Origin of the sequence: Pseudaestuariivita atlantica (assembly GCF_001205715.1) — a bacterium.
Classification (GTDB): domain Bacteria; phylum Pseudomonadota; class Alphaproteobacteria; order Rhodobacterales; family Rhodobacteraceae; genus Pseudaestuariivita; species Pseudaestuariivita atlantica.
Map to the genome: position 1 here is coordinate 179702 of NZ_AQQZ01000007.1, position 23217 is coordinate 202918.

Here is a 23217-nt window from a genome sequence, read left to right on the forward strand (position 1 = left end):
GCACGAGCCAAGGAAAGGGCGAGCATGGCATTCGATCCCGCAAGCCTCAGATACGATGTCGCAGGCCTCATCCCCGCGATCGCGCAGGATCACGCCACGGGCGAGGTGCTGATGATGGCCTGGATGAATGCCGAGGCGGTGGCCCGTACGCTCGAGACGGGCCGCGTCACGTACTGGTCGCGCTCCCGGCAGGCCTTCTGGGTGAAGGGAGAGACCTCGGGCCACGTGCAGACGCTTGTCGACCTGCGCGTCGATTGCGACCGCGACTGCCTGCTGGTGCGGGTCACGCAGGAAGGCCCCGCCTGCCACACCAACCGCCGGTCCTGTTTCTACACCGCCGTGCGGGAGGGCGAGGAAGTGGAACTGTTGCGCCCCATGGACTGACCGGGCGGCGCGGGTCGCGCGGGCAGGAGCCTCCGGCGGACATATTTTGGAAGAGAAGAAGCGCATGGGGTGCGCGCCGGGGGCGATCCATCGCAGTTGTTTTGCGCCCGTTTAGCGTCAGGGTGGCTTTCCAGCCCGGCCTCAGGCAGAGCAGGACGCGCCGCCGAGGACGCAGAACTTGGAGCAGTGGGGGTGGTTCAGGCGCACCGGGCGCTCGGCCTCTTCCAGCGTCGGGCCGAGGTCGAACTGGGCGTCGTAGGGCAGGAGCGTGCAGGCCAGCACCGTGGGCGCATCGGCGCCCTTGCGTTTCACCACCATGCGCGAGGTTGCGCACATCACGTCCGACGGGGATTTGTTCAGGATACCCCAGCAGGCGGTCGTGATCTCGGGCACGTCGACCGAGGCGTCCATTTCGGGAAAAAGCACCGTCCGGGCGGGGTGATCGGGGTCGATCGCGAACCCCTTGGCGGCGTAGAGGGCCGCGAACCCCGCCCGCGCCTCGGCTTCGGTTTCGGAAAACTCGATCCGGCCCGCGACGGTCATCGCGATCCCGGCATCGCGCAGCCAGCGCATGCCGTCGAGCGTGCGGGCAAAGGCGCCGTCGCCGCGTTCGGCATCGTGCAACGCCGCCGAATGGTGGTCGAGGGACACGCGCAGCGTCAGCTTGCCCTGATGATCGGCCTGCAGCGCCTCAAGCCCCGCGCGGACGCGCGGGCGCATCATCGGCTGCATGGCGTTCGTCAGGATCAGCACCTCGTAACCCGCCTGAAGCGCGCGCCGCGCCATCTCGATCATCTGGGGGTTCATGAAGGGCTCGCCGCCGGTGAACGCGATCTCGGTCACGGGCCAGCCGCGCGCGGTGATCTGGTCGAGATATCCCGACACCTCGTCCGCCGTCAGGTAGACCAGCGCGTCATTGGTGGGAGAGCTTTCGATGTAGCAGTTGGCGCAGGTGATGTTGCACAGCGTGCCGGTGTTGAACCACAGCGTTTTTGCGCCCATCAGCGGGACCTCGGCCCGTTCCTCGCCCTTGGCGGTCACGAACGGATCGGAGAACTTGGCAGTCTCGCCAAGAGCCTGGTCTTTCATCGGTCACTCGCCCCGCCTGCAGCACTGCCGTGCCGTGATAGACCCGCGCGGGGGGCTGCGCAAACCTTCGGCACATCACAATGTTGCCATTGCCCGTTTGTGACATCGTGTTAGACAAGCCCCGCGAAGGCCGCTACAGGTGCGCCGACCCATTCCGTTAGCGCTAACGACGCGCGACCGGAGCGTGGGCGGATCGAGGACAAGGAGATGGGCCATGGTGTCTCGCGTCATACCGGTTGACCGGTTCGACCTCGTGATTTTCGGCGGCACGGGCGACCTTGCCCGGCGCAAGATTCTGCCGGGTCTCTACCGGCGCTTCTGCGCGGGGCAGATGCCGGACGGCGCGCGCATCATCGGCGCGGCGCGGTCCGACCTCGACCGCGGGGCCTTCCAGGACATGGTGCGCGACGCGATCACCGAATTCGGAACGGGGGCGCCCTGCGAAGGCGCGACGCTCGACGACTTCCTCGAAACCCTCGACTACATGCGCGTCGATGCGCGGGGCGAGGACGGGTGGGACGCGCTGAAGGACATGTTGCGCGATGATTCCGACGTTGTCCGCGCCTTCTATTTCTCGGTCGGTCCGGGCCTCTTCGGCGACATCGCCGCGCGCCTGCAAAGCCATGGCCTTGCCACCGAGGACAGCCGCGTCGTGGTGGAAAAGCCGTTCGGCCGCGATCTGGGCAGCGCGCGTGCGCTGAACGCCGACCTCGCCCAGCATTTCCGCGAGGACCAGATTTATCGCATCGACCATTACCTCGGGAAAGAGACGGTTCAGAACCTGATGGCGGTGCGGTTTGGCAACGTGCTGTTCGAACCGCTCTGGAACGCGCAATTCGTCGATCACATCCAGATCACCGTGGCGGAAACCGTCAGCGTCGAGGGGCGGGGCGCCTATTACGACAAGTCCGGCGCGATGCGGGACATGGTGCAGAACCACCTGATGCAGCTGTTGTGCCTGATCGCGATGGAGCCGCCGTCGCGGTTCGACCCGGACGCCGTGCGCGATGAAAAGCTGAAGGTCATCCGCGCGCTTGCGCCCGTCGAGCCGCACCACATCGTGCGCGGCCAGTACGAGGCGGGCGGCGGCGTGGCGAGCTACCGCGACCATGCCGAGAACCCCAAGAGCTTCACCGAAAGCTTCATCGCCCTGCGTTGTCATATCGAGAACTGGCGCTGGGCGGGCGTGCCCTTCTACCTGCGGACCGGCAAGCGGATGAAGGCGCGCATGTCCGAGATCACGGTTGTCTTCAAACCTACCCGCCATTCGATCTTCGACATCGGCGAGGGCGAGGACGTACATTCCAACATGCTCCATATCCGGCTCCAGCCGAACGAGGGCATGACGCTGGACGTGACCATCAAGGAGCCGGGGCCAGGGGGCATGCGCCTTGTCACGGTTCCTCTCGACATGACCTTTTCCGAGGCGCTGGGACCCGAGGCAGAGGACGTGCCGGACGCCTATGAGCGCCTCATCATGGACGTGATCCGCGGCAACCAGACGCTGTTCATGCGCGGGGACGAGGTGGAAGCGGCCTGGGCCTGGACCGACCCGATCATCGCCGGCTGGGAGGCCCGCGCCGACGTGCCGAAACCCTATGAACCGGGCAGTTCGGGGCCGGAAGACGCGCTGATGCTGATGCACCGCGACGGGCGCCGGTGGCGGGAGATCAAAGCATGAGCCTGATCGCCTATGCCGACCGCGACGCGCTGATGGCGGCGCTGGCCGCGCGGCTGGCGGACGATCTGCGCATGGCGATGGGCCGCCGCGACCGGGTGACGCTGTGCGTGCCGGGGGGCACCACGCCGGGCCCGATCTTTGACCGGCTGACCGAGACGCCGCTCGACTGGTCGCGCGTCGACGTGCTGCTGAACGACGAACGCTGGGTGCCCGAGGATCACGAACGCTCCAACACGCGGCTGTTACGCGAGCGCCTGCTGGTGGGCAAGGCGGCGGATGCGGGCTATTTGCCGCTTTACGCGCCCGCTGATGCGCCCGAGGATGCGCTCGATGACCTGTCGGGCGCGATCGAGGCGCGGTTGCCGCTGGACGTGGTGCTGCTGGGCATGGGCGCGGACATGCACACCGCCTCGCTCTTCCCCGGTGCCGATCAACTGGACGCGGCGCTGGCCGAGGACGCGCCCGTCCTGCTCGCCATGCGCGCGCCCGGTGCGCCCGAGCCGCGCATCACCCTGTCGGCGCGCGTCCTGAACACCGCCGCCGCCCGGCACATCGTCATCACTGGCGAGGAAAAGCGCGCCGCCTATGACCGCGCGCTGGTCCTGTCGCCCGCCGAGGCCCCCGTAGCCGCCGTCTTGCCCGGTGCCACGGTCCACTGGGCCCCGTAAGCCAAGGAGACCACCCATGTGGGACGCTCTGAAAACCTATGCCGGCACCATCGCCGACCGCCGCATCGACAGCCTGTTCGATGATCCCGACCGCGCGGGCGGGTTCTCGACCCGGATGGGTGACATGCTGTTCGACTATTCCAAGACGCAACTGGACGACACCGCCCGCAAGATGCTTCTGGACGTGGCCCGCGCCGCCGGGGTCGAAGCCGCACGCGACGCCATGTTCGCGGGCGCGCCGATCAACGACACCGAAGGCCGCGCCGTCCTGCACACCGCCCTGCGCAACCTCGACGGCGGGCCGGTGACGGTGGAAGGCGAGGATGTCATGCCAGGCGTTCTCGACACGCTGGCGCGGATGGAGGCCTTCGCCACCGCCGTCCGCGATGGCAGCTTTGCCGGGCAGGGCGGGCAGATCACCGACGTGGTCAATATTGGCATCGGCGGGTCCGACCTTGGCCCCGCGATGGCGACGCTGGCGCTGGCGCCCTACCACGATGGCCCGCGCTGCCATTTCGTGTCGAACGTGGATGGCGCGCATATCGCCGACACCGTGCGCGGGCTGGACCCGGCCACGACGCTGGTGATCGTCGCCTCCAAGACCTTCACCACGATCGAAACCATGACCAACGCCCGCACCGCGCGCGCATGGATGTCCGACACCGTAACCGACCCCGCCGCGCAATTCGCGGCCCTGTCCTCGGCCGAGGACAAGACGGCGGAGTTCGGCATCGACCCCTCGCGCGTCTTCGGGTTCGAAGACTGGGTCGGCGGGCGCTATTCCATGTGGGGACCCATCGGCCTGTCGCTGATGATCGCCGTCGGGCCCGACGCCTTCCGCGCCATGCTGCGCGGAGCGCAGGCGATGGACCGGCACTTCCGCAGCGCCGATCTGGCCGAGAACATGCCGGTGATGCTGGCGCTTGTGGGCATGTGGCACAACCAGGTGATGGATTACGCCACCCGCGCCGTCCTGCCCTATGACCAGCGCCTGTCGCGGCTGCCCGCCTACCTGCAACAGCTGGAGATGGAGAGCAACGGCAAGGGCGTCGCCCGCGACGGCACCACGCTGCCCTACCATTCCGGCCCCGTCGTCTGGGGAGAGCCGGGCACCAACGGCCAGCACGCCTTCTACCAGCTGATCCACCAGGGCACGCGGGTGATCCCCTGCGAGTTCATGGTCGCAGCGCAAGGGCATGAGCCGGAATTGCAGCACCACCACAACCTGCTGGTCGCCAACTGCCTCGCGCAGTCCGAAGCCCTGATGCGGGGCCGGACGCTGGACGAGGCGCGCGCCAAGGTCGCGGGCAAGTTCGACGGCGACGAGCTGGAGCGGCAGGCCCGCCACCGCGTCTTCCCGGGCAACCGCCCGTCGACCACGCTGGTCTATCCGCAACTCACGCCCGAGATCTTCGGCCAGATCGTGGCGCTCTACGAACACCGCGTGTTCGTCGAAGGCGTGATCCTCGGCATCAACTCGTTCGACCAGTGGGGCGTGGAACTGGGCAAGGAACTGGCGACGGCCCTTGGCCCCGTCGTGACGGGCGAAGAAGGGACCGATGGCAAGGACGGCTCCACCGCGCAGCTTGTCGACTACATCCTCGCGCGCCGCTGAGCGGGGCAAAATTTTCGCAGGAAAATTTTGCCGCCTAGCGGGTAAGGACGAGCTTGCCGCCCTCGATCTCGATCCGCGCATAGCGTTGCAGATAGGTCATGCCCAGAAGCGACTGGTCCAGTTCGCCGCCATTGACCGAGGCCGACAGGTTGCGATCCTCGATCGGGCCGAAGGCGATGCTGTCCAGCCGCACGGGCGCGATCGCCACGGTGCCGTTGGCGGTTGCCGCCTGGCCGAGGAAGGCCAGCCCGTCCACGTCGATCCCGGCGCGCTCCGCATCCTCGCGCGACAGCACGATGCCGGTCGCTCCGGTATCGACCACGAAGGTCACCGGCGCGCCGTTCACGTCCAGCGTGGCATAGTAATGCCCGTCCGGCGCGCGGGGGATGGTGATCGTGCCGTCAGACTGGTTGACCGCGGCGCGCGGTGACACGGTGCCGCGAATGTCCTCCCACAGCCCGACCGCAAGGATCGCGCCGAGGAAGATCAGCACCCAGATCGCCGCGCCGCGCGCCAGCTCGGACATCCGGTGGCGCATCTGCAGCAGCAGCGCCCCCGCGATGACCGTCGCGAAGAGGCCCAAGTAGACCAGTCTTGCAATATCGTCGCCGTCCATGCGTCTCTCCTTTGCGACCCAGATAGGCACGGGGCCCGCGTCGCGGAAGGGTCAGCCGCCCCAATAGGCGGACAGCCCGTCCAGCACGAACTGCACCGACAGCGCCGCCAGCAGCATGCCGAGGACGCGGGTGACGACGTTGATTCCGGTCCGGCCCAGCAGGCGCTCCATCGGTCCGGCGGTGGAAAACATCGCGAAAACAAGGCAGACGACGGCAAAGCTCAACCCGATGATCGACGCGGTGCCCGGCCATCCCGGCGCTTCGCCCGCCAGCAGGATCACCGTCGCGATGGAGCCCGGCCCTGCGATCAGTGGAATTCCCAGTGGAAAGACCGACGGGTCGTTGAACACCTCGTCCTCGTTGCGATCCTCGCGCCGCTTGCTGCGCCGCTCGAACAGCATCTCGAGCGCGGTGAGGAACAGAAGCAGCCCGCCCGCGATGCGGAAGGCGGGCATGGAGATGCCGACGAAGCCCAGAACCGCCTCCCCAAGCAGGGTGAACAGGACAAGGATGCCCATCGCCACGGCGCAGGCGGTCAGGGCGATGCGGCGCCGCCGACCGGTGCTCATCCCCTGCGTCAGGGCGGCGAAAAGCGGTGCAAGACCAATGGGATCGACCACGACGAACAGCGTGACGAAGGCGGTGATCAGAAAGGCGCTATCGGGCATGTTCGGCCTTGTCGAGCTTGTCCTGCGCGGTGACCCACAGGGCTTCCGCCCGGTCCATCGCCTCCATCACCTCGGCGTATTTCTTCTGGTATTGTTCCATCTTGTGGATCTGGTCGTCCTCGTACATCTCGGGCGTGCCCAGCCGGGCGGCCAGCGTTTCGCGCATCTCTTCCAGCTTCTCGATCCGCGCCTCGCACTTGCGCACCTCGGCCCTGAGTTCGAGGATGCGTTCACGGCTGGGTCGGGGCGCTTTCTTCTTCTCGGCCGATGCGGGTTTGTCGTTTGACAACAGCAGCTTGCGATAGCTTTCGAGGTCGCCGTCATAAGGGCTGACCCCGCCGTCCTTCACCAGCCACAGCCGGTCCGCCACGAGGCTGAGCAGGTGCATGTCGTGACTGACCAGCACGACGGCGCCGGTATAGGCGTTCAGCGCCTCCACCAGCGCCTCGCGGCTTTCGATGTCGAGGTGGTTGGTCGGCTCGTCGAGGATCAGCAGGTGCGGTGCGTCCAGAGTGGCCAAGCACAGGGAAAGACGCGCTTTTTGTCCGCCGGAGAGTTGGCCGACCGGCGTCTCCGCCTGATCCGCGCCAAGGCCGAAACCCGCCAGCATGGCCCGGAGCCGCCCGGGCAGGTGGTCGGGGCGGAGGCGGCGGATGTGGTCGAGCGGCGTGTCCTCGACCACCAGCTCGTCGACCTGGTGCTGCGCGAAATAGCCGATGCGGAGTTTGGAGGCGGCGGTTTTCTGCCCCTCCATCACATCAAGACGGTCTGACAACATCTTGGAAAGCGTGGATTTTCCCTCACCGTTCTTGCCCAGAAGCGCGATCCGGTCGTCCTGGTCGATGCGCAGGGTCATGCGCCGCAGCACCGGCGTGCCGTCATACCCGGTCGCCGCGTGGTCGAGCGCCACGATGGGCGGGCTCAACTCTTCGGGCGTTGGGAAGGAAAAGGCTTTCAAAGCAGCCTCTTGCGGGGTGGAGATGAGCTTGATCCGGTCGATCATCTTGAGCCGCGACTGCGCCTGCACGGCCTTGGACGCCTTGTAGCGGAACCGGTCCACGAAGCTTTGCAGATGGGCGACGCGGGCGGCGTTGCGGGCGTTCAGCGCCTCGGCCTGCGCCAGTTTCGCGGCACGCTGTTCGGCGAATTTGTCATACGGAACAGTGTAGTAGGTGAGTTTCCTGTCTTCGAGATGCAGGATGGATCCGACCGCGCGGTTCAGCAGGCCCCGGTCGTGGCTGATGATGATGACGGTATGTGGATACCGCGCGAGGTAGCTTTCGAGCCAGAGCGCGCCTTCGAGGTCGAGGTAGTTGGTGGGTTCGTCCAGAAGCAGCAGGTCGGGCTGGGCGAAAAGGACACCCGCAAGCGCGACGCGCATTCGCCAACCCCCTGAAAAACTTGAACAAGGCAGGGCCTGCTGATCCGGTTCGAACCCGAGGCCGCGCAGGATCGACGACGCACGCGCCTCGGCCGACCATGCGTCGATATCCGTCAGGCGCGTCTGGATTTCTGCAATCTTGTCAGGATCTTGTTCGGTCTCGGACTGCTTCAGAAGCGCCGCGCGTTCGGTGTCGGCGGCGAGCACGGTGTCGAGCAGCGACACGTCCGATCCCGGCACTTCCTGGCTGACGCCGCCGATGCGGGCGCCCTTGGGCACGTCGATCTGGCCGGATTCCAGTGCAAGTTCGCCGTATATCAGTTTGAAAAGCGTGGTTTTTCCCGTGCCGTTCCGCCCCACGAGCCCGACCTTGTGGCCGGTGGGGATCGTGGCCGATGCGCCCTCGAGCAAGGGGCGTCCGGCGATGGAGAACCGCAGATCGGTGAGGCGCAGCATGGGGCGTGAGGTGACAGGTGGCCCCGATCCTGTCAATGGCGGTGAAACGGTACAATCTGCACAGTTTGCCCCCCGGAAATGAGCAGACGGGTCCCGCGCGCCCGGAGTTGTGCCGATTGCCGGTGCCAAGGACACGTTTCGGGGGTTCCGTCACGCCCGGACGCGTGTTAGGGCCTCGCCAAATTTCAAGGGGGCCGCAAGGATGCGTGCCCCGATCCAGAGGAGCACGACATGGCTGTCGAACGCACGCTGTCCATCATCAAACCGGACGCCACCAAGCGCAACCTGACCGGCAAGATCAACGCCAAGTTCGAGGATGCGGGTCTGCGGATCGTCGCGCAGAAGCGCATTCACCTGACCAAGGCGCAGGCCGGCGTGTTCTATGCCGTGCATGCCGAGCGTCCGTTCTATGACGAGCTGTGCGAGTTCATGGCGTCCGAGCCGGTCGTCGTGCAGGTTCTGGAAGGCGAAGGTGCGATCGCGAAGAACCGTGAAGTGATGGGTGCGACGAACCCCGCCGACGCGGCGCCGGGCACGATCCGTGCGGAATTCGCCGAATCGGTCGGCGAGAACTCGGTCCACGGGTCGGACGCGCCGGAGACGGCGGCGGTCGAGATCGCGTATTTCTTCTCGGGTCTCGAAATGGTCGGCTGACCTTTTCCACGTCCCTGAATGTGAAACGGCCCGCGCTGCCTGCGCGGGCCGTTTTCGTTTGGCGGGGTCAGGCGGGGGCCTCATCCGCCCTGGTGGGCGGCCTCGGTTCTTGGGCGCCGGGGTATCGCGGGCGACCGGCGGGACAGGTCGCGGCGCAGGAGGGCGGCATTGCGCGTGTTGGCTTTCCAGCCGATATCGAACAGGTCGCCGATCAACGGGATCGCCCCGATCACGAAGTCGATGCCCACGTTTGCTCCCATCCTTGCCAGCGTACCCAGCGAAGCGCCGAGGCGGTGCGCTTCGAGCAGGATGTAGCCCGCGGGGGCCAGTGCCAGCGCGTCGCCGATGCCGGGGATCAGGCCGAGGATGCTGTCATAGCCGACGCGCATGCCGACGACGGGCACGCGAAAGGCGCGGTCCATCCGTCTGGCGATGCGGTCCACGCGGTCGAGCCGCGCGGCGTGGTCGGGGTGCGGGTCAGGCATGGGCGGGGCGGCGCGCGATGATGTAGACGGCGTGCACGATGCCGGGAATGTAGCCCAGCAGCGTCAGCAGGATGTTGAGCCAGAAGGCCCCGCCGAGGCCCACTTGCAGGAAGACGCCAAGCGGCGGCAGCAGGACGGCGATGAGGATGCGGATGAAGTCAGCCATGTGTCTCTCCGGTGTTGATCGTGTTGGGGGAACAACCCGGAGGGGTGGGGCAGAGTTCCGGCGTGGTCACCGGCGCAGGCCGGTGCCGATCTCGTTCAGGGCCTGTTCGATGCGGCCGGTGCCGTCCTGCGTGGAGGCGGCCTTGAGCGCGTCGAACCGGGCGCGGAGGGCCTTCTTTTCCTCGCCCTTGCAATCGTTCCACGGGCGGCCCTGAAGCGCCATGTGCAGCACGTAATAGCCGATGAAATGCGGTTTGGTGCCGGTGGCGAGCAGGCGGGCATAGGCGGCGTCGGCGCCGATCTCGCGCAATTCCTCGGCTGAGTGGATGCCCGCGCGGGCGCAGGTGGCGTCCATCGCGGGGCCGAGATTGCGGAGGGAGGAGACGGGCGCGCCGGTCATCGGCGTCAGGACCCGCGCAGCATCGGGTCGAGCGTGGCAAACGGCAGCGCGCGGGCGAGCGGATCGAACCGGCCTTCGGGGCCGAGGGCCGCGGCAGAGACGTCGTGCAGGGTTTGGGCCACCGCGCGCAGGGCGCCCGATCCGAAGGAGATGCGCGCGGCCCCGATCCGGGCGAGGCTGTCGCGGCTCTCTGCCGCAAACGCGCCGGTGACGAGCACGTTCACCGGCGCGCGGCAGGTGGCGCAGATGCGGGCCTGTATGTCCATGCCGCTGCCCATCGGGGCATAGAGGCAATCTGCGCCCGCCTCGTCAAAGGCCTGCAGGCGGCGCAGCGCCTCGTCCGCGTCGGCGGTGCCCAGCAGGACGACATCGGTGCGGGCGGTCACGACGAAGTCGCGCGGCAGGGCGCGGGCGGCGGAAAGCGCGGCGCGGATGCGTTCGACGGCGAGGTCGAACGGGTAGGGCGCGGTGCCGGGGAGCGCGGTATCCTCGATCCCGATGCCGGCGAGACCTGCCTCGGCGGCGAGGCGGACGATGTCGGCCACGTCCTCGGGCGCGTCGCCATAGCCGTTTTCGAAATCGCCCGACACGGGCAGGCCGGTGGCGGCGACCAGGTCCTGCGCGTGGGCGAGGTGGGTGTCGCGGTCGATCCCGTGGCCGTCGGTATAGCCCAGCGTGAAGGCGAGCGCGGCGGACGAGGTGCCGAGCGCCTGTGCCCCCATCGCCGCCATCATCCGCGCCGACCCTGCATCCCACGGGTTGGGCATGACAAGCGGCTGGCCCCGGACATGCAGGGCGCGAAAGCGGGAGCCGGGATCATCTTTCATGGGGCGAGGTTAGGCGCGGCGCGTGCGGGTGGGAACCGCAAAATCGCGCAAGGGAGCGTCAGGCGGAGGCGTGGGCGCGGTCGGCGGCGAAGGCCACGAGGGTGCGCAGGGCGGCCTCGTAGCTGGCATCGTCCACCGTCATGGCGACGCGCAGGTGGCCGGCGGCGGACTGGCCGAAGCTTTCGCCCGGCATCACCGCGATCTGGTGGGTGTCGAGGAGGGCGTGGGCGAACTCCTCGCCGCTGAGGCCCGTCGCGCGGATGTCGAGCATCACGTACATCGCGCCTTCGGCGGGGATCAGGCGAACGGCGTTCTGGCCGGCAAGCGCCGCTTCGGTCAGCGCGCGGCGGCGGCGGAAGGGGGCGGCGATTTCCTCTTCCAGCGCCCGGCCTTCGTTCAGGGCGAAAAGGGCGGCGTCCTGGATGTAGCCGGGCACGCCATAGGTCGTGTCGGTGGAGAGGTCGATCAGGTGGGAGATGACGTCCGGCGGGCCGACGATCCAGCCGACGCGCGAGCCGGTCATGGCATGGCTTTTCGACATCGAGCCCACGACGAGCGTGCGGTCGGCCATGCCGGGACGCGCGCGGGGGGTGATGTGGGTGCCGTCCCAGACCTGCGTGTAATAGACCTCGTCCGAGATGAGCCACAGGTCGTGGTTGCGGCAGGTATCGCAGATCGCGTCGATGGTGGCGGCGGAATAGACAGCGCCGGTGGGGTTGTTGGGGGTGTTGACCAGAAGCGACCGCGCGCCGGGGGCGGCGGCGGCGAGCGCATCGGTCTGCGGCTGGAAGCCGTGTCGCGACAGGGTGGGGATGGCGCGGGCCACGGCGCCCGCGGCGCGCAGGGTGCCGGGATAGGTGGCGTAATAGGGATCGACGAAGAGCGCGGTGTCGCCGGGATCCAGCACCGCCATGTGGGCGGCGAAGAGTGCTGCCTGCCCGCCGGTCGTCACGAGGATGTTGTCGCGCGTGGTCGGCACGCCGGTCCGGTCGGTCACGCGCGCGGCGATGGTGTCACGCAGGGCGGGTGTGCCGGGGACCGAGGCATAGCCAGTATGCCCCGCCTTTGCCGCGCGGTGCATGGCGTCGAGGATCGCGGGGGCGGTGCGGATGTCGTGTTCGCCGATCGTCAGCTCGGTCACGGGCGTGCCCGAGGCGATCATGGCGCGGGCGCGGTTGAAGACCTCCCACCCGTCGGAGCCGCCGTCGAGCAGGTGGGTGATGCGGTGGCTGAGCTGCATGGGGACCTCGTTCGTGCGCGCGTCCTTGGTGCCTGAGCGCCGGGGGCGGGGCAACCCCTCGCCGCGCCCTTGCATGCGCGTCTCGGACAAGGCTAGCGTCGGCGCGAGGGAGGAGACGCGATGACGCGGACAGCGGTGGTCACGGGAGGCACGCGCGGGATCGGCGCGGGCGTGGTGCAGAGGCTTGCCGCCGATGGCTGGCGGGTGATTGCGGTCAGCGCCTCCGGCGACGAGGTGGCCGGGTTCGACGCGCCCGAAGGCGCGCGGGCCGAGGTGCTGGACGTGACCGATGGCGCTGCGGTTGGGGAGTTCTTCGGCGGGCTCGACCAGCTGGATGGCTTGGTGACCTGCGCGGGCATCCTGCGGCGGGGCGAGGAATACGACATCGACGTGTTCGAGCAGGTGATCGCGGTCAACCTGACGGGCACGATGCGCTGCTGCCTTGCGGCGCACCCGTTGCTCGCGGCATCAAGCGGGGCGATCGTGACCACGGCCTCGATGCTGTCGACCTTCGGCGGGCCGCTGGTGCCGGCCTATTCGGCCTCGAAAGGCGGTGTCGCGCAGTTGACCAAGGCGCTGGCGGGTCGCTGGGCCGGGGACGGAGTGCGCGTGAACGCGGTCGCGCCCGGCTGGATCGAGACGGAGATGACCGAGGGCCTGCGCGCAGACCCGGCGCGGGAGGCGGGCATCCTTGGCCGCACGCCCATGGCGCGCTGGGGCAAAACGGCGGAAGTCGGCGCGCTGGTCGCGTGGCTGTTGAGCGAAGAGGCGAGTTTCGTCACCGGGGCGGTCTATCCCGTCGACGGTGGCTACATGGCGATGTGAGGAGACCCCGATGAAGGACGAAAACCCGTTGATGCCCTACCAGCTGCCCTTTCCGAAGGACGCGCTGGAGGAGATCGTGGTGCCGAACGCGGTGCCCGAGGACGAACGCCTGTGGGTGCCGCAGGCGGAAAACGTGTGGTTCCGGCCCCTGTGCCTGTCGCGGTCGCAGGGGTACTGGGTGAACCTGCTGCGCGTGCGCAAATCGGGCGTGCTGTCGCGCCACCGCCATCCGCAACCGGTGCACGGCTTCGTGCTGAAGGGGCGGTGGGAGTACCTTGAACACGACTGGGTCGCGGAAGAGGGCGGATACGTGTTCGAACCACCGGGCGAGACGCATACGCTGGTCGTGCCGGAAGGCGTGGAGGAGATGATCACGCTGTTCCAGGTGAACGGGGTGATGTGTTACGTCGACCCCTACGGCGAGGTCCTGGGATACGAGGACGTCTTCACCAAGATCGACATGTGCCGCGCGCATTACGCAAGCGTCGGTCTGGGCGAGGAGTACGTGGAGCAGTTCGTGCGCTAGGCGCGGCGCGGATGCGCGGGAGGCTCACAGCGCGGGCGCGGCGATCAGGTCGGCGAGTTTGAGGCGCTGGATCTTGCCAGACGGGCCTTTCGGCAGTTCGTCGAGGAAATGCACGACGTCGGGCGTCTTGAACGTGCCGAGGCGTTCCTGGCAGAGGTCCTTGAGATCGGCATCGGTGACGGGAGAGCCGTCGCGCACGCGCACCGCCGCCTCGACCGTTTCGCCGTAGCGGTCGGATTTGCGGGCGAAGGCCGCGGCCTCGATCACGTCGGGGTGGGTGTAGAGCGCCTCGTCCACCTCGCGCGGGGCGATGTTTTCGCCGCCCTTGATGATCAGCTCCTTCAGGCGACCGGTGACGAAGATGTAGCCGTCTGGGTCCATCCGGCCCAAATCGCCGGTGCGCAGCCAGCCGTCGCGGAAGGTGGCGCGGGTGGCGTCGGGGTTGTCGAGGTAGCCGAGCATCACGTTGGGTCCGCGCACGACGATCTCGCCCTCGGTGCCGTCATTGATGCGGGTGCCGTCGGGGCCCTGGATTTCGACCTCGCAGCCGAAGCCGGTGCCGGGCGAGCCGATCTTGCGGGTGCCGGGGGGCAGGGGGTTCGACAGGATCTGCGCGGCGGTCTCGGTCAGGCCCATGGTTTCGATGATGGGGACTGAGAAGCGGCGCTCGAAGGCGGATTGCGTCTCGACCGCGAGGGCCGACGACGCGGAGCGGCCAAAGCGCAGGCGGGCGCGGCAGGCCTCGTCCGGTTCGGCATCGCCATGCAGGAGGTGGGAGATGATGGTGGGCACGGCGGAGAACCACGTCACACCCGCCCGCGCGGCCTGATCCCAGAATTGCGAGGCGGAAAAGCGCGACACGACGGCGAGGGAGCCGCCAGAGACAAGCGCGCCCATGATCGTCACGCAGAGGCCGTTGATGTGGTAGACGGGCAGGACGCAGAAGCCGCGATCGGACGGCCCCAGCGCGTGGGCGATGGTGGTGGTCCAGCCGCCCGCCAGAAGGCTCGCATGGGAGTGCAGTACGCCCTTGGGCCGGCCCGTTGTGCCGGAGGTATACATCAGAAGGGCGTGGTCAGCGGGCGTGACGGGGTGCAGCGTCGCGTCGGCCTGTTCGGAGGGGTCGAGCGCCGTGACGCCCGAGGCATTGGCGGTAGCGAACATCTCGGCACAGGCGGGGTGGACGAAGGCGAAGCGCGCGCCGGAATGGTCGAGCGCATAGGCGATGGCGTCCCGCCCGGCGGCGAGGTTGATCATGGTCGCCCGGAACCCGCCCGCGAGCGCACCGTACAAGGCCACCAGCCCTTCGCGGCTGTTGGGGGAGACGATGGCGACGCTGTCCCCCTTGGCGACACCTTTCGAGGTCAGGAGGCGGGCGAAGGCCAGTGCGTGGTCCTGAAGGGTGGCCCAGTCCATCGACGTGTCGGTTTCGGGGAAGACGAAGGCGATACCGCCCGCATTGGCGCGCCGCGCCAGCCAGTCCCGGACGGTTCCGCCGGGCGGCGTGTCGGCGGCGACAGTCATTTTCCGGCCTGCGCCCAGTAGTCGGCGAAGATGTCGTCGAGGCTGGGCTCACGCGGGGGGATTTCGCGAACGATCTTGGTGGATTGCAGGAAGTGCTTCCAGTGCACGTTCTCGTCCACCGAATTGCCGCCCCACGTGCCGCAGCCCATGGACAGCGAAAACGGCATGCCGTTGGTGAACGACCCGCCGGTGGCGAAGGTATGCGCCTGATTGACGATCACGCGGCTGGTGGGGATCGCGGTGGCGAGCACCATGGGGCGGTCGGGGTTGGTGGAGTGCAGGCCCACGGAATGGCCCGCGCCCTGGTGCAGCTGGATTTCGCGGGCGATGCGCACGGCGTCGTCGAAGTCCTTGGCGGAATAAAGCGCCAGAACGCGGCTCAGTTTCTCGCCCGACAGCGGGTGGTCGGGGCCGATGCCCGAGGTGGGGACGGCGATGTATTCGGTCCCCGCCGGCACCCGACCGTCGAGGCCGAGGGCCGCGATCATCTTGTCGGCGTCCTGCGCGATGGCGGCGCGGTTGAGGTGCCCGTCGGGCCAGAGGGCGGCGACGATGGCGGCTTCATCCTCGACCAGCGCGCCGCCAGCCTCGGCCATGGCGGCGATGAAGGCGTCGCGCACGGCGTCGACGACAACCACCGCGTTCTCGGACGAGCAGGAGGTGGCGTTGTCGAAGGTCTTGGAGGCGCGGATCTTCTCGGCGGCGGCGGCCAGATCGGCGGTTTCGTCCACGATGACGGTCACGTTGCCCGCGCCCACGGCGACGGCGGGGGTGCCGGCGGTCTGCGCGCGGTGCACGTTGTTCTGGCTGCCGGTGGCGACGATCATGTCGCAGGTCTCCATCAGGCGCTGGGTTTTCTCTTTCGAGCCCGGCGCGGGGACCATCTGCACGAGGTCGGGGTCTTCGCCGATCCTGGCGAACTCGGCATGGATGTAGGCGATCAGCGTCTCGCAGCTGGCCACGCCCTTCGGAGACGGAGCCACCACGATGGCATTGCCGCATTTCAGCGCGTTGATGATGTTGTTGGCGGGGGTCGCGGCGGGGTTGGTCGAAGGCACGATGGCGCCGACCACGCCCTTGGCGCGGGCGATTTCGGTGATGCCGGTCGCGGCGTCGTCGCGGATCACGCCGAAGGTCGCGACGCCTTGGATATCGCGCAGAAGGCCCAGCGTCTTGCGGTGGTTCTTGGTGATCTTGTCGGGCACGTTGCCGAGGCCCGTGGTGTCGACCGCCAGTTCGGCGAGGTGCCGGTTGCGGCCCGGCTCCATGATGGCCCAGCCCACGGCCTGAGCCGCGCGGTCATACCGTTCCTGCGACCCGTCCGCTTCGAACCGGGCCTGCGCGGCACGGGCGCGGGCGACGATGGCATCGAGTTCGGTGAGGGGATCGGGCGCGGTCATGTCATGTCCTGTGAAAGGGTGCGGTGCGCGGGACGATCCGCGCACCGCCGGTTCGGGTCAAAGGCCTGCGAGAAGCTCTTTCAGCGTTTTCTCGCGCGCTGCCCACATTTCCTGCACTTCGGCGCGGTTCATGATGTGCATCGGGCTGCCACCGGCCTTCATCTTGCCGGCCACGCGGCCATTGGCGAACATCGTCGGCACGATTTCGGCCAGCTTGTCGATGATCGGCTGGGGCGTGCCCTTGGGCACCATCACGCCGCGGAAGTTGACCGATGCGTTGTCGATGTCATAGCCCTGCTCCATCATCGTCGGCACGTCGGGCAGGAAGTCGTTGCGTTCCAGGTCGAACACGCCGAGGATCTTGACGTTGCCCGCCTCACGCGCGCGGAACGCGTCCGACAGGTTGTTGACGCCGCCGAGGACTTCGCCCGCGATCACGGCCTTCATGGCACCCGCGCCGCCCTTGCTGTTGGGGATGTAGGCCAGTTTCACGCCCGCCGCCTTTTCAAGCTGCAGCGCCGCGATGTGGTGACCCACGAAGAGGCCCGCGCCCGAGAAGGTCAGCCCGCCGGGGTTTTCCTTGGCATAGTTCACCACATCGGCCATCGAGTTGAACGGGCTGTCGGCGGCCACGACGAAGACGGCCGGGTCGGCACCCCAGTTGGCGATGGGTTCAAAGCTGTCGGCACCGTATTCCACGCCGCCTTCGATCGACTGCGCGATGAAGTGGGGGATGTTGTAGGCACCAAGCGTGTAGCCGTCCGCTTCGGCCTGCGTCGCGAACCAGTTCCAGCCCACGCGGCCACCCGCGCCGGGTTTGTTGATGATCGCGATGGGCATGCCCAGCGCGTCGTCGTTGCCCGCGGTCATGGTCACGATCCGCGCCTGGAAGTCGGTCGCCCCGCCCGCGCCGTAGCTGACCATCAGCATCATCGGGCGTTCGGGATAGTTGGCGTGGCCGTCGGCGGCGGCGGCTCCGGTCAGGCCCATCAGGGCGATGGACGCGGCTGCAATAAGGTTCTTCATGGTTTTCCTCCCTTGGAATGTGCTCTGCCGCTTTTGCGGTTCAGAAGAAGATCTCTCGCGGTGTGAAGACATTGAGTAGCATCGCGAAGAGGCCGTACATGACGGCGAGAAAGCCCGCCGTGATGATGATGCGCCGGACCCAGCTTTTGACCTCGCCGTGGGGGGCGGGGTCATAGAGGGTGACGAGAATGAAGAAGGTGATGGTCGACGCGGTGTAGAAACCCAGCGTCTGCGCCGCCCAGAAGACGTAGACCAGCGCCACCACGAGGCCCGGCAGGATGTTGCGGATTGCCGTGGCCGACAGGCCGTTGCCCACCTTGGTCCGGCCCAGGAGCGCCTTGCCGAAGGTCCAGAGCGCCAGCACCACGAACACGGTCGAAATGATGCGCGGGAACAGGAACGCCGCCGCCGGTTGCGCGGTGTAGGAGATATAGGCGACGGTCACGCCCACCGCGGCGACGAGGCCGCTGGCGATTATGTGCTGGTTGCGGGGCAGGTCTGTCATGACAGCGCCTCTTCCTTGGCGACCGCGTCGTCCTTGGTCGTGTAGCGGCGGCTGCGCAGTTCCATCCAGCCGGAATAGGCGACCGAGGCGACCACGATGCCGATGAGCAGGAGGTTCAGCGGGCCGGTGAAGAAGTAGCTGCCGATGGACGAGGTCGCATTGGCGATCATGGAGCCCTGGATGAAGTTCGCCTCGGCAATCGGGCCGAGGATGAGGCCAAGGACCAGCGGCGCCGCCGAGAACCCGAAGCGTTCGAGGAAAAACATCCCCGTGCCGAGCGCCATCATGATGTAGACGTCACCCATCGAGTTCTGGACCGAGTAGCTGCCGAAGACCGCCAGCCCCAGCACCACGGCGGCCATCACGTTGTTCGGCACCTGTGCGACGCGCGCCGCCAGCCCCGCGATGTAGAGGCCGAAGATGCACATCAGGATCTGCCCGATCAGCATCGAGTTGATGAAGGTCCACGCGACCTCGGGGTAGTTGTCGAAGAGGTCGCTGCCGGGGAAGATGCCGTGGATCAAGAGGCCGCCCAGCAGGACTGCGGCGGTGGGTGAGCCGGGGATCGACAGCGTGAGCAGAGGCACCAGCGAGGGGCCGACCATGGCGTTGTTGGCGCTTTCCGCCGCGATCACGCCTTCGCTGTGGCCGGTGCCGAACTTGCCGCGTTCGGGGCTCATCTTCTTGGCCTGGTCATAGGCGACAAGCCCCGCGATCTGGCCGCCCACGCCGGGGATCAGACCGATGATCGACCCGGTGATCGTGCCGATGCTGAGGGCGCGGAAGCGGTTGAAGACTTCGCGGAAAGCCTTTGAGATCGGGTGCTTTTCGACCGACAGAACCTCGGCATCAAGCCGCGCGCGGCCCTTGGCGAACATGGTGATGACCTGCGGGATGGCAAAGAGGCCGATCAGTGCCGGGATCACATTGATCCCGCCCGAGACGCTGGAATGGAAGATGAAGCGCTGCGCGCCCATGATGTCGTCGAACCCGATGGTCGCGAGCCAGAGGCCGATGCAGCCCGACAGGAGCCCTTTGACCACCGAACTGGAATCGAGCGAGCCGATGATCGTCACACCAAGGATCGCGAGCCAGAAGAGGTGCGAGGGGCCGAACGCCAGCGCCCATTGCGCCAGAAGAGGTGTGAGGAAGATCAGGAGCAGCACGCCGAAGACGCCGCCCACGGCGGAGGCGATAAAGGACAGTTGCAGCGCCCGCGCGCCTTCGCCCTTCTTGGCCATCGTGTGTCCGTCGAGCGTGGTGGCGATATTTGCGGGGGCGCCGGGTATCTTCAGCAGGATCGCGCTGACCGCTCCGCCCGCGACGGTGGAGGTATAGGCCGCGCCCAGCAGGATCAGGCCCGAGGCCGGTTCCAGCCGGAAGGTGAAGGGGATCAGGAGCGCCACGGCCATCGTGGGCGACAGGCCCGGCGTCGCCCCAAGGATCAGCCCGCCGACCGTCCCCAGCAGAAGCAGCATGAAGTTGAACGGCGTGAAGACGTCGCCGAAATAGTAGATGAACTCCAAGCCGTATCCTCCCCAAACGCAGCTTGTCGCGATTGAGATGTGAGGGTAAGTGATGAAAATAGTTTTGCAAATGTTTTCATTTTTGGCGCAGGAACGGGTCGCAGATGGCTGATAACGCGAAACAAAAGGCCGATATACTGGCCGTGGCCAAGGCGGCGCGGGTGTCGCCGTCGACCGTGTCGCGCAGCTTCAACCACCCCGAACTGGTCAAGCCCGCGACTCGCAAGAAAATCGACGCGGCGGTGCGGCGGCTGGGCTATATCCGCAACCGCGCGGCGCAGACGATCCACGGCATCCGCAGCGGGACGATCGGGGTGATCGTGCCGACGATCGACCAGGCGATCTTTGCCGAGCTGATCCAGAGTTTCTCGTCGGCGGTGGAGGAGATGGGGTTCACGATCCTTCTGGCCTCTCACGGCTACAGCCTTGAACGGGAATACGCGCTGGCGCGGAAGATGCTCGAACACCGGGTGGACGGGATCGGCCTGATCGGGATCGAGCATTCGGCGGATACCTATGAGCTTCTGGCGCAGCAGAACATCCCGGCGCTTCTGTTGTGGAACCATTCGGCGGAGGCGCCCTTGCCCTGCGTCGGGTCGGACAATTACCGCGCGGGGTACCTGATCGGGGAGCATGTCGCGGCGCTGGGCCATGAACGCATCGCGGCGCTGTTCCCGCCGCTTGACGGCAATGACCGGGCCAGCGGGCGCATGCGCGGCGTGACCGATGCCCTGAAGGCGCAAGGCCGCGCCATCGACACGCTCTGGCGGCTGGAAACGCCCTATAGCGTGGCCTCGGCCAAGTCGGCGGTGCGGGGGCTGATCACGGCGAAAGAGCGGCCCACGGCGCTGATCTGCGGCAATGACGTGCTGGCCTGGGGCGCGCTGCACGCGCTGTCGCGGGATGGCGTGGACGTGCCCGGAGAGATGGCGGTGACGGGGATCGGCGATTTCAACGGCTCGCGCGATTTCGAACCGTCGCTGACCACCGTGCGCATCCCGGCGCGCACCATCGGCACCAAGGCGGCGGATGCCATCGTGCAGCTGATCACCTCGGGCGCGGAGGCCGAGGTGGGGGCGCTGGTGATGCCGGAACTGATCGTGCGCCGGACGAGCGGCGCGGGGTAGGGCGCGTCAGTCGTCGCGCCCCGGCTCGTTCGGGTTGCTGGAGAACAGCGCGATCTTGTTGCCCTGCGGGTCGCGCAGGTAGCCCACGTAGAAGCGCGGGCCGTAATCGGGACGGAACCCCGGAGCGCCTTCATCCTTGCCACCGGCGGCGAGTGCTGCGGCGTGCAGGGCGCGGACCTGCGCCTGCGAAGGGGCCTCGAACGCGGTCATGGTGCCGTTCCCGGCGCGCGCGGCCTGCCCGTCGAAGGGCGGCTTGACATAGAAATCCGGCGAAACCGGCCTTTCGCCCGCCGGGACGGGCAGGGCAAAGCTGAGCCCTTCCGGCCCTTCGTCGAGGTCATAACCGAGCGCGTGCAGGAAGGCGGTGTAGAAGCGACGGGCGGCGGCAATGTCGTCGGCCCCGACGGTGACATAGGCGATCATGTGCGGCTCTCCGGTCGGACGGGGCGGCGGTGCCGGGGACACTAGGCAAGGCGGTGCCGGGATTCAATCCTGTGGACCGGGTGGCGGGCGGGTGCGGACTGCGGTATCGGTGTGGCATGACCCATACCTTGCCGCCGCGCCCCGCCTTCATGTCCGACTACACCCCCGCCGAGGATCGTTATGACCGCATGCAGTACCGCCGTTGCGGGCGGTCGGGGCTGAAGCTGCCCGCGATCTCGCTGGGATTGTGGCACAATTTCGGAGAGGACACGCCGCACGAGACCAAGCGGGAGATGTGCCGTACGGCGTTCGACCACGGGATCACGCATTTCGACCTCGCCAACAATTACGGCCCGCCCGCCGGGTCGGCGGAGGTCGCCTTCGGAGAGATCCTGAGGACCAATTTCGCGGGGTTGCGGGACGAGCTGATCATCTCGAACAAGGCGGGCTACCGGATGTGGCCGGGGCCGTATGGAGAGTTCGGCAGCCGCAAGTACCTGGTCGCGTCCTGCGACCAGTCGCTGGCGCGGTGCGGGGTCGATTACTTCGACATCTTCTATTCCCACCGCTTCGATCCCGAGACGCCGCTGGAAGAGACGATGGGGGCGCTCGACCACATCGTGCGGTCGGGGCGGGCGCTGTATGCCGGCATCTCGTCCTACAATTCGCGCCGGACGCGGGAGGCGGTGGCGATCCTGAAGGACCTCGGCACACCCTGCGTGATCCACCAGCCGTCCTACAACATGCTGAACCGCTGGGTGGAGGAGGACGGTTTGCTGGACACGCTGGAGGAGGCGGGCGTGGGGTCGATCGCCTTCACGCCGCTCGCACAGGGTATCCTGACGAAGAAGTACCTGGGCGGCATCCCCGAAGGCAGCCGCGCGACGCAGGGCAAGTCGCTGCGCGACGAGATGCTGAGCGAGCGCGCGCTGGCCTCGGTCCGGGGGCTGAACGGGATGGCAGAGGCGCGCGGCCAGACGCTGGCGCAGATGGCGCTTGCATGGGTGCTGCGGGGAGGCCGGGTCACGTCGGCCCTGATCGGGGCGTCGAAGGCCTCGCAGATCGTGGATTGCGCGGGCGCGGTTCGGAACCTCGACTTCTCTGACGCCGAACTGGCCGAGATCGACCGGCTGGCGCAGGATGAAGGCATCAACCTGTGGGCCCGGTCGTCCGAGACGGAGTGAGCTTGCGCTGCCGGGGGGGGGCGGAATCAAGGCCGGAGGCCGCCGCGCATCGCCGGGCCCTCCCACGGCCCGGCGATTTGGTGGGTGTTGGCGCGCCGATCGCAGCTAATGCGGGGTGGCGGGGATAAAGGGCGCGGGAATGACCGTCGGGTCGCCGGTCCAGGTCCCGTCGCCGCGCGGCTTGGCGTGGGGTTGGGGACAAGGGCGGCGCGGCTGGGCGGCGCTTTGATCCGACTATGTACTTGGGGGGTGCCGGTGTGGGGCGCATCTCTGCTCAGGTTCGCGCGGAATCAAGGCCGGAGGCCGCCGCGCATCGACGGGCCCTCCCTCGGCCCGGCGATTTGGTGGAAGTTTGCGCGTCGTTCGCAGCTAGTGCGGGATGGCTGGGATAAAGGGCCCGGAAGTGACCGTCGGGTCGCCGGTCCAGGGCCCGTCGTTGCGCGGCGCGGTCAGGTGCGGGGCGGGATGGAGGCCTGCACGCGTTTCGTGAGCGAGGCGCGGACGAGGTCGTAGCTCGTCTCCAGCGTTTTGCGCAGGAAGTCGGGATCGGCGTTGAAGGGAAGGCGCACCCAGCTTTTGTGGAAATAGGGCGCGCGTTCGGCATCGCCGGTGTCGATCATCAGTTCCGCGATCTCGATCGAGGAGGTCTTCACCGACACGCCGTCATTGGCGATGCCCATGCAGGCGAACATCTTGGTGCCGACCTTCCACGCATCGTGCCCGCCGCCCCAGGGGTCGGACCATTCCGCCCCCGGAAAGCTGCTGCAGATCTGGTTCACGGTATCGCGCGACATGGATGCTATCCTAGCAGATTTCCGCCC

Annotated in this window: 25 protein-coding genes; 9 read left to right on the plus strand and 16 right to left on the minus strand. The window is 67.6% G+C overall.

The window, feature by feature from the left end; translation table 11 throughout:
* Positions 1 to 24 precede the first annotated feature (24 nt).
* Complete coding sequence (hisI, locus tag ATO11_RS15615; RefSeq protein WP_050531839.1) at positions 25 to 384, plus strand: phosphoribosyl-AMP cyclohydrolase; 360 nt, start codon at positions 25 to 27, stop codon at positions 382 to 384.
* A 141-nt stretch (positions 385 to 525) separates the two neighbouring features.
* On the opposite strand, the gene ATO11_RS15620 is transcribed toward hisI, so the two are convergent.
* Positions 526 to 1473: a radical SAM protein gene (locus ATO11_RS15620; RefSeq protein WP_050531840.1), complete on the minus strand. Its 948-nt coding sequence runs from the start codon at positions 1471 to 1473 to the stop codon at positions 526 to 528.
* A gap of 214 nt (positions 1474 to 1687) precedes the next feature.
* On the opposite strand from ATO11_RS15620, the gene zwf reads away from it, so the two are divergent.
* The 3 genes from zwf to pgi are packed head-to-tail and all read left to right on the plus strand — an operon-like array spanning position 1688 to position 5437.
* Entirely contained in the window at positions 1688 to 3154 is a 1467-nt protein-coding gene (zwf, locus tag ATO11_RS15625; RefSeq protein ID WP_050531841.1) for a glucose-6-phosphate dehydrogenase, read from the plus strand.
* On the plus strand, positions 3151 to 3822 hold the full coding sequence (pgl, locus tag ATO11_RS15630; RefSeq protein ID WP_050531842.1) for a 6-phosphogluconolactonase: 672 nt from the start codon (positions 3151 to 3153) through the stop codon (positions 3820 to 3822). The genes zwf and pgl overlap by 4 nt, the downstream gene beginning before the upstream one ends.
* A 16-nt stretch (positions 3823 to 3838) precedes the next feature.
* Positions 3839 to 5437 (plus strand): glucose-6-phosphate isomerase, encoded by a 1599-nt coding sequence (pgi, locus tag ATO11_RS15635; RefSeq protein ID WP_050531843.1) that lies wholly within the window; start codon positions 3839 to 3841, stop codon positions 5435 to 5437.
* Between the two features lie 34 nt (positions 5438 to 5471).
* Here pgi and ATO11_RS15640 read toward each other — a convergent pair whose 3' ends face one another.
* Genes ATO11_RS15640 through ATO11_RS15650 form a run of 3 tightly spaced genes read right to left on the minus strand, consistent with a single transcriptional unit; the run spans position 5472 to position 8559 of the window.
* Complete coding sequence (locus tag ATO11_RS15640; protein WP_050531844.1) at positions 5472 to 6053, minus strand: retropepsin-like aspartic protease family protein; 582 nt, start codon at positions 6051 to 6053, stop codon at positions 5472 to 5474.
* A gap of 51 nt (positions 6054 to 6104) precedes the next feature.
* Positions 6105 to 6722, minus strand: coding sequence for a MarC family protein (locus ATO11_RS15645; protein WP_050531845.1), 618 nt, complete (start codon positions 6720 to 6722; stop codon positions 6105 to 6107).
* Positions 6712 to 8559 carry an ABC-F family ATP-binding cassette domain-containing protein gene (locus ATO11_RS15650; protein WP_050531846.1) on the minus strand — a complete coding sequence of 616 codons (1848 nt, stop codon included), beginning with the start codon at positions 8557 to 8559 and terminating at the stop codon, positions 6712 to 6714. The genes ATO11_RS15645 and ATO11_RS15650 overlap by 11 nt, the downstream gene beginning before the upstream one ends.
* A 231-nt stretch (positions 8560 to 8790) precedes the next feature.
* Between ATO11_RS15650 and ndk the strand changes: the two genes are divergently transcribed.
* Positions 8791 to 9213 carry a nucleoside-diphosphate kinase gene (ndk, locus tag ATO11_RS15655; RefSeq protein WP_050531847.1) on the plus strand — a complete coding sequence of 141 codons (423 nt, stop codon included), beginning with the start codon at positions 8791 to 8793 and terminating at the stop codon, positions 9211 to 9213.
* A gap of 80 nt (positions 9214 to 9293) precedes the next feature.
* Here the strand turns inward: ndk and ATO11_RS15660 are convergent, their stop codons facing one another.
* The 5 genes from ATO11_RS15660 to ATO11_RS15675 all read right to left on the minus strand — a co-directional run bounded on the left by ATO11_RS15660 (position 9294) and on the right by ATO11_RS15675 (position 12330).
* Entirely contained in the window at positions 9294 to 9698 is a 405-nt protein-coding gene (locus ATO11_RS15660; RefSeq protein ID WP_050531848.1) for a DUF4112 domain-containing protein, read from the minus strand.
* Positions 9691 to 9864 (minus strand): YqaE/Pmp3 family membrane protein, encoded by a 174-nt coding sequence (locus ATO11_RS21265; RefSeq protein WP_082176375.1) that lies wholly within the window; start codon positions 9862 to 9864, stop codon positions 9691 to 9693. The genes ATO11_RS15660 and ATO11_RS21265 overlap by 8 nt, the downstream gene beginning before the upstream one ends.
* Positions 9865 to 9930: 66 nt before the next feature.
* On the minus strand, positions 9931 to 10263 hold the full coding sequence (locus ATO11_RS15665) for a TfoX/Sxy family protein (protein WP_050531849.1): 333 nt from the start codon (positions 10261 to 10263) through the stop codon (positions 9931 to 9933).
* 5 nt (positions 10264 to 10268) lie between these two features.
* Positions 10269 to 11090, minus strand: coding sequence for an isocitrate lyase/PEP mutase family protein (locus ATO11_RS15670; protein WP_050531850.1), 822 nt, complete (start codon positions 11088 to 11090; stop codon positions 10269 to 10271).
* A gap of 58 nt (positions 11091 to 11148) precedes the next feature.
* Positions 11149 to 12330, minus strand: a complete 1182-nt coding sequence (locus ATO11_RS15675) for a pyridoxal phosphate-dependent aminotransferase (protein WP_050531893.1) — start codon at positions 12328 to 12330, stop codon at positions 11149 to 11151.
* A gap of 120 nt (positions 12331 to 12450) precedes the next feature.
* Here ATO11_RS15675 and ATO11_RS15680 point away from each other — a divergent pair, with 120 nt between their 5' ends.
* Both ATO11_RS15680 and ATO11_RS15685 read left to right on the plus strand, forming a co-directional pair.
* A complete protein-coding gene (locus tag ATO11_RS15680; protein WP_050531851.1) occupies positions 12451 to 13155 on the plus strand; it encodes an SDR family NAD(P)-dependent oxidoreductase in 705 nt (234 codons plus the stop codon).
* A 10-nt stretch (positions 13156 to 13165) separates the two neighbouring features.
* Entirely contained in the window at positions 13166 to 13681 is a 516-nt protein-coding gene (locus ATO11_RS15685; RefSeq protein WP_050531852.1) for a 2,4'-dihydroxyacetophenone dioxygenase family protein, read from the plus strand.
* A 24-nt stretch (positions 13682 to 13705) separates the two neighbouring features.
* Here the strand turns inward: ATO11_RS15685 and ATO11_RS15690 are convergent, their stop codons facing one another.
* From ATO11_RS15690 to ATO11_RS15710, 5 genes are read right to left on the minus strand one after another with little or no spacing between them, the layout of a single operon-like run.
* A complete protein-coding gene (locus ATO11_RS15690; RefSeq protein WP_050531853.1) occupies positions 13706 to 15205 on the minus strand; it encodes an AMP-binding protein in 1500 nt (499 codons plus the stop codon).
* The gene (gene sauS, locus ATO11_RS15695; RefSeq protein WP_050531854.1) at positions 15202 to 16605 is read right to left on the minus strand and encodes an acylating sulfoacetaldehyde dehydrogenase; all 1404 of its coding nucleotides are present in this window, start codon (positions 16603 to 16605) and stop codon (positions 15202 to 15204) included. Before sauS ends, ATO11_RS15690 begins: the two co-directional genes overlap by 4 nt.
* Before the next feature lie 57 nt (positions 16606 to 16662).
* Positions 16663 to 17631: a tripartite tricarboxylate transporter substrate binding protein gene (locus ATO11_RS15700; protein WP_050531855.1), complete on the minus strand. Its 969-nt coding sequence runs from the start codon at positions 17629 to 17631 to the stop codon at positions 16663 to 16665.
* Positions 17632 to 17671: 40 nt separating this feature from the next.
* Positions 17672 to 18136: a tripartite tricarboxylate transporter TctB family protein gene (locus ATO11_RS15705; RefSeq protein ID WP_050531856.1), complete on the minus strand. Its 465-nt coding sequence runs from the start codon at positions 18134 to 18136 to the stop codon at positions 17672 to 17674.
* Positions 18133 to 19662: a tripartite tricarboxylate transporter permease gene (locus ATO11_RS15710; RefSeq protein ID WP_050531857.1), complete on the minus strand. Its 1530-nt coding sequence runs from the start codon at positions 19660 to 19662 to the stop codon at positions 18133 to 18135. The genes ATO11_RS15705 and ATO11_RS15710 overlap by 4 nt, the downstream gene beginning before the upstream one ends.
* A gap of 104 nt (positions 19663 to 19766) precedes the next feature.
* Between ATO11_RS15710 and ATO11_RS15715 the strand changes: the two genes are divergently transcribed.
* The gene (locus tag ATO11_RS15715) at positions 19767 to 20789 is read left to right on the plus strand and encodes a LacI family DNA-binding transcriptional regulator (RefSeq protein ID WP_082176376.1); all 1023 of its coding nucleotides are present in this window, start codon (positions 19767 to 19769) and stop codon (positions 20787 to 20789) included.
* A 6-nt stretch (positions 20790 to 20795) separates the two neighbouring features.
* Here ATO11_RS15715 and ATO11_RS15720 read toward each other — a convergent pair whose 3' ends face one another.
* Positions 20796 to 21212: a VOC family protein gene (locus ATO11_RS15720; protein ID WP_050531858.1), complete on the minus strand. Its 417-nt coding sequence runs from the start codon at positions 21210 to 21212 to the stop codon at positions 20796 to 20798.
* 116 nt (positions 21213 to 21328) lie between these two features.
* Here ATO11_RS15720 and mgrA point away from each other — a divergent pair, with 116 nt between their 5' ends.
* Positions 21329 to 22396, plus strand: a complete 1068-nt coding sequence (gene mgrA, locus ATO11_RS15725; RefSeq protein WP_278044299.1) for an L-glyceraldehyde 3-phosphate reductase — start codon at positions 21329 to 21331, stop codon at positions 22394 to 22396.
* A gap of 449 nt (positions 22397 to 22845) precedes the next feature.
* Here the strand turns inward: mgrA and ATO11_RS15730 are convergent, their stop codons facing one another.
* Positions 22846 to 23190 (minus strand): MmcQ/YjbR family DNA-binding protein, encoded by a 345-nt coding sequence (locus ATO11_RS15730; RefSeq protein WP_050531859.1) that lies wholly within the window; start codon positions 23188 to 23190, stop codon positions 22846 to 22848.
* Between the last annotated feature and the right edge of the window lie 27 nt (positions 23191 to 23217).